The organism is Pseudocitrobacter vendiensis (assembly GCF_943590815.1).
Taxonomy (GTDB): domain Bacteria; phylum Pseudomonadota; class Gammaproteobacteria; order Enterobacterales; family Enterobacteriaceae; genus Pseudocitrobacter; species Pseudocitrobacter vendiensis.
This window is the reverse complement of sequence record NZ_CALSBS010000038.1, coordinates 30,932-34,606: the sequence shown is the minus strand read 5'-3', so window position 1 is coordinate 34,606 and position 3,675 is coordinate 30,932. Positions and strand designations below refer to the sequence as shown.

The 3,675-nt window shown below is 55.3% G+C and carries 2 protein-coding genes; both read right to left on the bottom strand.

Features of this window, described 5'->3' with window-relative positions; genetic code table 11:
• Positions 1 to 136 precede the first annotated feature (136 nt).
• The gene (locus NMC31_RS23585) at positions 137 to 1,312 is read right to left on the bottom strand and encodes a beta-barrel domain-containing protein (RefSeq protein ID WP_253899272.1); all 1,176 of its coding nucleotides are present in this window, start codon (positions 1,310 to 1,312) and stop codon (positions 137 to 139) included.
• Entirely contained in the window at positions 1,309 to 3,501 is a 2,193-nt protein-coding gene (locus tag NMC31_RS23580; RefSeq protein WP_253899271.1) for a type I secretion system permease/ATPase, read from the bottom strand. Before NMC31_RS23580 ends, NMC31_RS23585 begins: the two co-directional genes overlap by 4 nt.
• Positions 3,502 to 3,675 lie beyond the last annotated feature (174 nt).

The following is a 3,675-nucleotide window of genomic DNA, read 5'->3' as shown; positions in this document are numbered from 1 at the left end:
GAATTGGGTGCGTTTGCGAGCATTCCCCCCTCACCCCGGCCCTCTCCCTCAGGGAGAGGGGGAAAATCGCGCATTCTTAACCATTGGCTCGATCAGTTCCCTCTCCCTGAGGGAGAGGGTTAGGGTGAGGGTATCCTCACCGCTCGCGTAGCGCTTCCTGCACTTTATTAAACGGTTTTATTAAATAATCGAGTACGGTTTTACTGCCGGTGCGGATATCCACCGTCGCGATCATGCCGGGAAAAATGGGTGATTTATGGCCGTTTTTATTCTCGACAAAGTTGTGATCAGTACGAATATAGACGCGGTAATAGTAAACATCGCGTTTCACATCATCCTGGATCGTATCAGGTGAAATCATGACCACCTCACCTTTTAAACCACCATAAATCGAGTAATCATACGCGGTAATTTTTACCAACGCTTCCTGACCGGGGTGGATAAATGCGACATCACGCGGTGAAATATGCGCTTCAATTAGCATCTGATCGTCAAGTGGCACCATACTCATTAATTTGCCATTCGGCGGGATAACGCCTCCGACAGTGGTCACTTCAATATCTTTCACAATACCGGTAACCGGCGCGGTAAATTCCAGACGATCGAGCGAATCCGTTCGCCCACGAATGACGGAGCGCTGGGCGGCAATTTCCTCTTCCGCTTTCGATAATTCCTCACGCGCGCGAACATAATATTGCGTATTCATTTCGGTAATACGGCTGTTGAGATCGTTTTTCTGCCGTTGCAGACGCAACACTTCCACGTCACTGGCCGCCCCTTTGTGAACTAACGGTTGAGTCATCGCCAGCTCGCGATCGACCAGCACGATGCCATCCCGAAGCCCCTTTATGCCTTCTGTTAAACTGCTGCGACGCGATTCATACAGACGCGTCTCCTGTGCAATCAGCGAAGGATACTGCTGTAACTCTTCCGGGAACGTCAGTGCAGTATCGTTCACTTCCGCATTTAAACGCGCGGCGCGCGCCAGCGCAGCGTTGTAGCGCGATAAACTCTCCTGCACGCCAGATTCCGTCTTGGTGCGATCGAGCTGCGCCAGCACCTGCCCGCGCTCAACGATATCGCCCTCTTTCACGCTAAGTCGCGTTAAAATGCCGCCTTCCAGCGACTGAATGATCTGTTCGCGAGAGGAAGGCACCACGGTTCCGCTACCGGTTGTCACCTCGTCGAGTTCGAAAAACCAGGCCCAGACCACAAAGAGCCCCAGCAGTAAGGCCAGCGCCCAGGCGACAATCGTCGCGCGCGGCAAAGGAGGTTCGTTAAAATGTCCATCATAGAGGTCTTCACGTCTCATATCGTCTCCTCCTTGCTGCTGTCAGCGGCTGAGCGATTCAGCGTGGCACGCCGGACGGGTTGCGCCTGTGTGGCTGCCTCAGCGGGACTCTGCTGTTTGAGAATGACATCGCGAGGGCCATCCATAACCACTTTGCCCTTGTCCAGCACGATAATGCGATCGACCAGATGGAGGATCGCCAGCCGATGGGTGGCGATCACCAGGGTGCGGCGCCCAATCCATTGCTCCAGATAACCAATCAACCGCTGTTCACTGATCTCATCCAGCCAGGCCGTTGGCTCATCCATCAATACAATGTTTGGCTGCGTAATCAGCATGCGCGCCAGAAGCAGAGCCTGACGCTGCCCACCCGAGAGGCCAAAACCACCTTCCAGTATCTGATAGTTAAGGCCGTTTTTTTGCTGGCGAACAAACTCCAGCGCCCCGCTCATCGTAAGCGCGCGGTGGATATCATCGTCGGAGGCCAGCGGCCTGCCCATCGTGATGTTTTCCCGTACCGAGCCGAAAAAGAGTCGCGCATTCTGGCTGAGAAACGCCATGTCACGCCGCACATCAGCAACGTCCAGCAACGGCAGGCTGATATCATCCAGTGAAACTGTTCCGGCCTGCGGGTCCTGCATTCCGGCGAGCAGTTGCAGCAGCGTACTTTTCCCTGAACCATTTCGTCCAAGAATCGCCACTTTTTCACCAGATTTTATCTCCAGCTTCGGTATCGTCAGGACGTTAACCTTCTCCTCTTCATCGTAGTAAAAACCGACGTTATCAAGCAGATAGTGGCCGCTTAGATTGGTACGATGCACGCGCTCGCGCGGCTCCGGCTGATCGACCGGGCGCTTCATCAACTCATCGAGACTTTTACGCGCCACTTTCGCCGCCTGCCAGCGCGACAATACGCCGGAGATCTGCGCCAGCGGCGCAATCGTGCGCGAAGCCAGAATCGAGGTCCCCACCAGCGCACCGGTGGTCATATCACCGCTCATCACCAGATAGCAGCCCACCAGCAAGACCACCGCATAAACAATCGACTGCACCTCCTGTGTCCACGTCATTAGCAACCCCGTGAGCCAGCGTTGCTTCATGCTGATAGACGCAGCGACATCGTTACTGTTGTTCCACTGGTTCTGGAATCGACGCTCGGCGCGCAGCAGTTTGATATCTTCAATACCCTGCACCGCTTCAACCAGCGTGGCGTTGCGGATCGCACTTTCGCGCATGCCGTCGTTAGCCAGCCTCGATAGCGGCCTCTGGATCAACATGCCGGGGATAAGTAACAGCGGAATCGCGAGCAGCACCACAAACACCAGCGGGCCGCCAATCATCCACAGAATAAAGACGAACAGCAGGAAGAACGGGATGTCACTCACCGTACTGATGGTGGTGGAGGTGATCAGCTCACGCACGGATTCCAGTTCGCGCAACTGGGAAATAAACGTTCCGGTCGATTTGGAGCGGGCGTTATTTTTCAGACGCAGCGCACGGGCGAATACACGGTCAGAAATGCGTAAATCGGCGCGTTTTCCCACCACATCCGAGATATGCACGCGGATCATACGCATGGTAAATTCAAAAATGATGGCGAGCATCACGCCGCCAAACAGTACCCACAGCGTGGCTTCGGACTGAGAAGGCACGACGCGGTCATAGACCTGCATCGAAAAAATCATGCCGCTCAATGCCAGCAGGTTCGCCACCAGCGCCGCCAGCATAATATCGCTGTAGCGCCGCCAGTCTTTCAGCGCCAGTTGCCAGAACCAGTTTTTCTTATAGGGTTTGATGTACTCATCGACACGCACGTCAGGAATGGTGTCCTGCGGCCTCGCCACTGCCAGCGACGTCAGGCGGGAGGCCAGCTCATCGCGGTTGACCACCGTTTGCTGTTCACCGTCGCCGCTCATCAGCAGGATAAAATTGCCCTCGCCATCCATACGCGAGATTACTGCCACAGCCTCATTATCCAGTACAGCAATCAACGGCAATCGCCACGGATCGATAAGCGAGAGATCGGGCGGTGTGTAGCGTAATCCAAGCCCGAGCTGACGGGCGATGTCTTCCTGGATTTCGCGGGCGGAGTAGTTTGTGCCCTGGTTCACGGCAACCCGCACATTTTCCTCGGAAAAATCGAGGCGATAGTGCCGGGCGACGCTTAACAGCGCCAGCAGCCAGGGTTCGTGTTGGGTTCGGGTTCTCATGGTGTATCACTTCCTGTGGCAGCCTGGCGGGATGAGCCAGTGGTTTGTCCGGGTAAACCGTCAACCATTATCCCGTCCACGCTGTAAAGATACGAAAACGCCTGACAGGATTTCTCCGCCAGGCCAAAAGAACTGCAAAGACCCGCCGCACACGGCGGACGGGTCTGTTAAGGG